The organism is uncultured Streptococcus sp. (genome assembly GCF_963521865.1).
In the GTDB taxonomy this organism is placed as follows: domain Bacteria; phylum Bacillota; class Bacilli; order Lactobacillales; family Streptococcaceae; genus Streptococcus.
Genome location: NZ_CAUQWY010000079.1, coordinates 1 through 3,427, shown reverse-complemented (window position 1 = coordinate 3,427; position 3,427 = coordinate 1). Strand labels below are relative to the sequence as shown.

Here is a 3,427-nt window from a genome sequence, read left to right as displayed (position 1 = left end):
GTATTTCCTTTTTCATTGGCTGCGAGAATCTGGCTAGCGATAAGAGTTCGACCAAGCGCTACAGTTGAGCTAGCTTGGGTTTGGTGTTTTTCCTGAGCAGTGTGGACGGTTTCTGTGCTATCAAGGACAAAAGCACGAAAGGATCCGCTTTCTGATATTGTTTTAATAATTTTATCCATAGCTACTATTTTAGCATAAAAATGCCCAAAGGGGGAGCCGTGTGTTTGCTGATTTTCAGGATAATGGACCAGGAAATCAGCATGAAAATAAAAAGAGAAACAGATTATTTCAGCATTTGTAAGATTTATGCTATGCTTAAGGTAGAAAATGAAAGGGGTAACAAATGTATTTAGGAGATTTGATGGAAAAGGCTGAATCTGGCCAATTTTCAATCCTTTCCTTTCTATTACAAGAGTCTCAGACGACCGTCAAGGCTGTAATAGAGGAGACAGGATTTTCAAAAGCAACCCTAACCAAATATGTCACCCTGCTCAATGATAGGGCTATGGATAGTGGCTTAGAGCTGACTATTCACTTAGAAGATGAAAATCTGCGTCTGTCAATCGGTGCAGCTACCAAGGGGAGAGATATCCGGAGCTTATTTTTGGAGAATGCTGTTAAATATCAGATTTTGGTCTATCTTCTCTACCACCAACAGTTTTTAGCCCATCAGCTGGCTCAAGAATTGATGATTAGTGAGGCTACGCTTGGTCGCCACTTGGCCAGTCTAAATCAGATTTTGTCAGAATTTGATTTATCCATCCAAAATGGACGGTGGCGAGGCCCAGAGCATCAGATTCGCTATTTCTATTTCTGTCTTTTCCGCAAGGTCTGGTCCAGTCAGGAGTGGGAAGGTCACATGCAGAAACCAGAGAGAAAGCAGGAAATTACTACACTAGAAGAAATCTGCGGTGCGAGTTTGTCTTCGGGGCAGAAATTGGACTTGGTTTTGTGGAGTCACATCAGTCAGCAACGTCTTCGGGCCAATGCCTGTCAGTTTCAAGTCATAGAAGAGAAAATGCGAGGGTATTTTGACAATATTTTCTACCTTCGTTTGCTGCGAAAGGCTCCGTCCTTTTTCGCTGGGCAACACCTTCCTCTCGGAACTGAGGATGGGGAGATGATGATTTTCTTCTCTTTCCTCCTATCTCATCGCATTCTTCCTCTTCATACTATGGAGTATATCCTTGGTTTTGGAGGGCAGTTGGCAGATTTGCTGACGCAATTGATTCAAGAAATGAAGAAGGAGGAGTTGCTGGGTGATTATACAGAGGACCATGTCACCTATGAACTCAGTCAGCTTTGTGCCCAAGTCTATCTCTATAAGGGCTATATTTTACAGGACCGCTACAAGTACCAGTTAGAGAATCGTCATCCTTATTTGCTGATGGAACATGATTTTAGGGGAACGACAGAGGAGATTTTTCATGCTCTACCTGCCTTTCAGCAGGGGACGGATTTGGATAAGAAAATTCTCTGGGAATGGCTCCAGTTAATCGAATATATGGCTGAAAATGGTGGCCAGCATATGCGGATTGGTCTGGATTTGACATCTGGTTTTCTTGTCTTTTCAAGAATGGCAGCCATTTTGAAACGGTATTTGGAATACAATCGTTTTATTACCATTGAAGCCTATGACCGAACTCGACATTATGATTTGCTGGTTACCAATAACCCTATTTATAAGAAGGAACAGACCCCAGTTTATTATTTAAAAAACGACTTAGATATGGAAGATTTGGCAGGGATTCGTCAGTTATTATTCACTTAAAAGACTTGGTGCTTCCAGGTCTTTTTTGTGAAATTTACACAATCTCCTCACATTTTTTTAAAAATTAAAAAAAGTTGATAAACAAGAAAGCGCTTTATTTTGTATACTAGTTACTGTAAAGAGGAGACATCCTCAAGATCATTATCAGGAGGACAGCACATGTCACAAGAAAAATACATCATGGCCATTGACCAGGGGACAACAAGTTCTCGTGCCATTATTTTCAACAAAAAAGGAGAAAAGGTTAGCTCGAGTCAAAAAGAGTTTACCCAGATTTTCCCTCAGGCAGGTTGGGTTGAGCACAATGCCAATGAAATTTGGAACTCTGTTCAGTCAGTTATTGCGGGTGCTTTCATCGAAAGTGGTGTCAAACCAAGTCAGATTGAGGCAATCGGGATTACCAACCAGCGTGAAACAACGGTCGTTTGGGATAAGAAAACAGGGCTTCCTATCTACAATGCTATCGTTTGGCAATCACGCCAAACTGCTCCTCTGGCTGAACAACTGAAAAGCCAAGGTTATGTGGAAAAATTCCATGAAAAGACTGGTTTGATCATCGATGCTTACTTCTCTGCGACCAAGGTTCGTTGGATTTTGGATCATGTAGAAGGCGCTCAAGAGCGAGCAGAAAAAGGAGAATTGCTCTTTGGTACCATTGATACTTGGTTGGTTTGGAAATTGACTGACGGTGCGGCTCACGTGACCGACTACTCAAATGCAGCCCGTACCATGCTTTATAACATTAAAGAACTTAAATGGGATGATGAGATTTTGGAAATCCTCAACATTCCTAAGGCTATGCTTCCAGAAGTTCGTTCTAACTCTGAAATCTACGGTAAGACAGCCCCATTCCATTTCTATGGTGGAGAAGTCCCAATCTCAGGTATGGCTGGGGACCAACAAGCAGCCCTCTTTGGACAGTTGGCCTTTGAACCTGGTATGGTTAAAAATACTTATGGAACAGGTTCTTTCATCATCATGAATACTGGGGAAGAAATGCAGTTGTCTGAAAATAACCTCTTGACAACCATTGGTTATGGAATTAACGGCAAGGTTTACTATGCCTTAGAAGGTTCTATCTTCATCGCAGGAAGTGCCATTCAGTGGCTTCGTGACGGTCTTCGCATGGTCGAAAATTCACCAGAATCTGAAAAATACGCTCGTGATTCTCACAACAACGATGAAGTTTATGTCGTTCCAGCCTTTACAGGTCTAGGTGCTCCATACTGGAACCAAAACGCTCGCGGTTCTGTCTTTGGCTTAACTCGTGGAACAACTAAAGAAGACTTTATCAAGGCGACTTTGCAATCTATTGCTTATCAAGTGCGTGACATCATCGACACCATGCAAGTGGATGCGCAGACAGCTATCCAAGTCTTGAAAGTAGACGGTGGTGCAGCTATGAACAACTTCCTCATGCAGTTCCAAGCTGACATTTTGGGAATCGATATCGCACGCGCCAAAAACTTGGAAACAACAGCTTTGGGGGCAGCCTTCTTAGCAGGTTTGTCAGTAGGTTACTGGAAAGACTTGGATGAGTTGAAACTCTTGAACGAGACAGGAGAACTCTTTGAGCCATCTATGAACGAATCTCGCAAGGAACAACTCTACAAGGGCTGGAAGAAGGCTGTAAAAGCAACCCAAGTCTTTGCGGAA

General features: G+C 42.5%; 3 protein-coding genes. 2 read left to right on the top strand and 1 reads right to left on the bottom strand.

The window, feature by feature from the left end:
- Positions 1–179 (bottom strand): Hsp33 family molecular chaperone HslO (locus tag RWO85_RS09960; RefSeq protein ID WP_314415679.1); only part of this gene is annotated, 179 nt, incomplete at its 3' end.
- A 164-nt stretch (positions 180–343) separates the two neighbouring features.
- Between RWO85_RS09960 and RWO85_RS09955 the strand changes: the two genes are divergently transcribed.
- Together RWO85_RS09955 and glpK are read left to right on the top strand one after the other, a co-directional pair.
- Positions 344–1,771: a helix-turn-helix domain-containing protein gene (locus tag RWO85_RS09955; RefSeq protein ID WP_314415677.1), complete on the top strand. Its 1,428-nt coding sequence runs from the start codon at positions 344–346 to the stop codon at positions 1,769–1,771.
- A gap of 159 nt (positions 1,772–1,930) precedes the next feature.
- Positions 1,931–3,427, top strand: a 1,497-nt coding sequence (gene glpK, locus RWO85_RS09950) for a glycerol kinase GlpK (RefSeq protein WP_314415674.1), incomplete at its 3' end; no start/stop codon positions are given.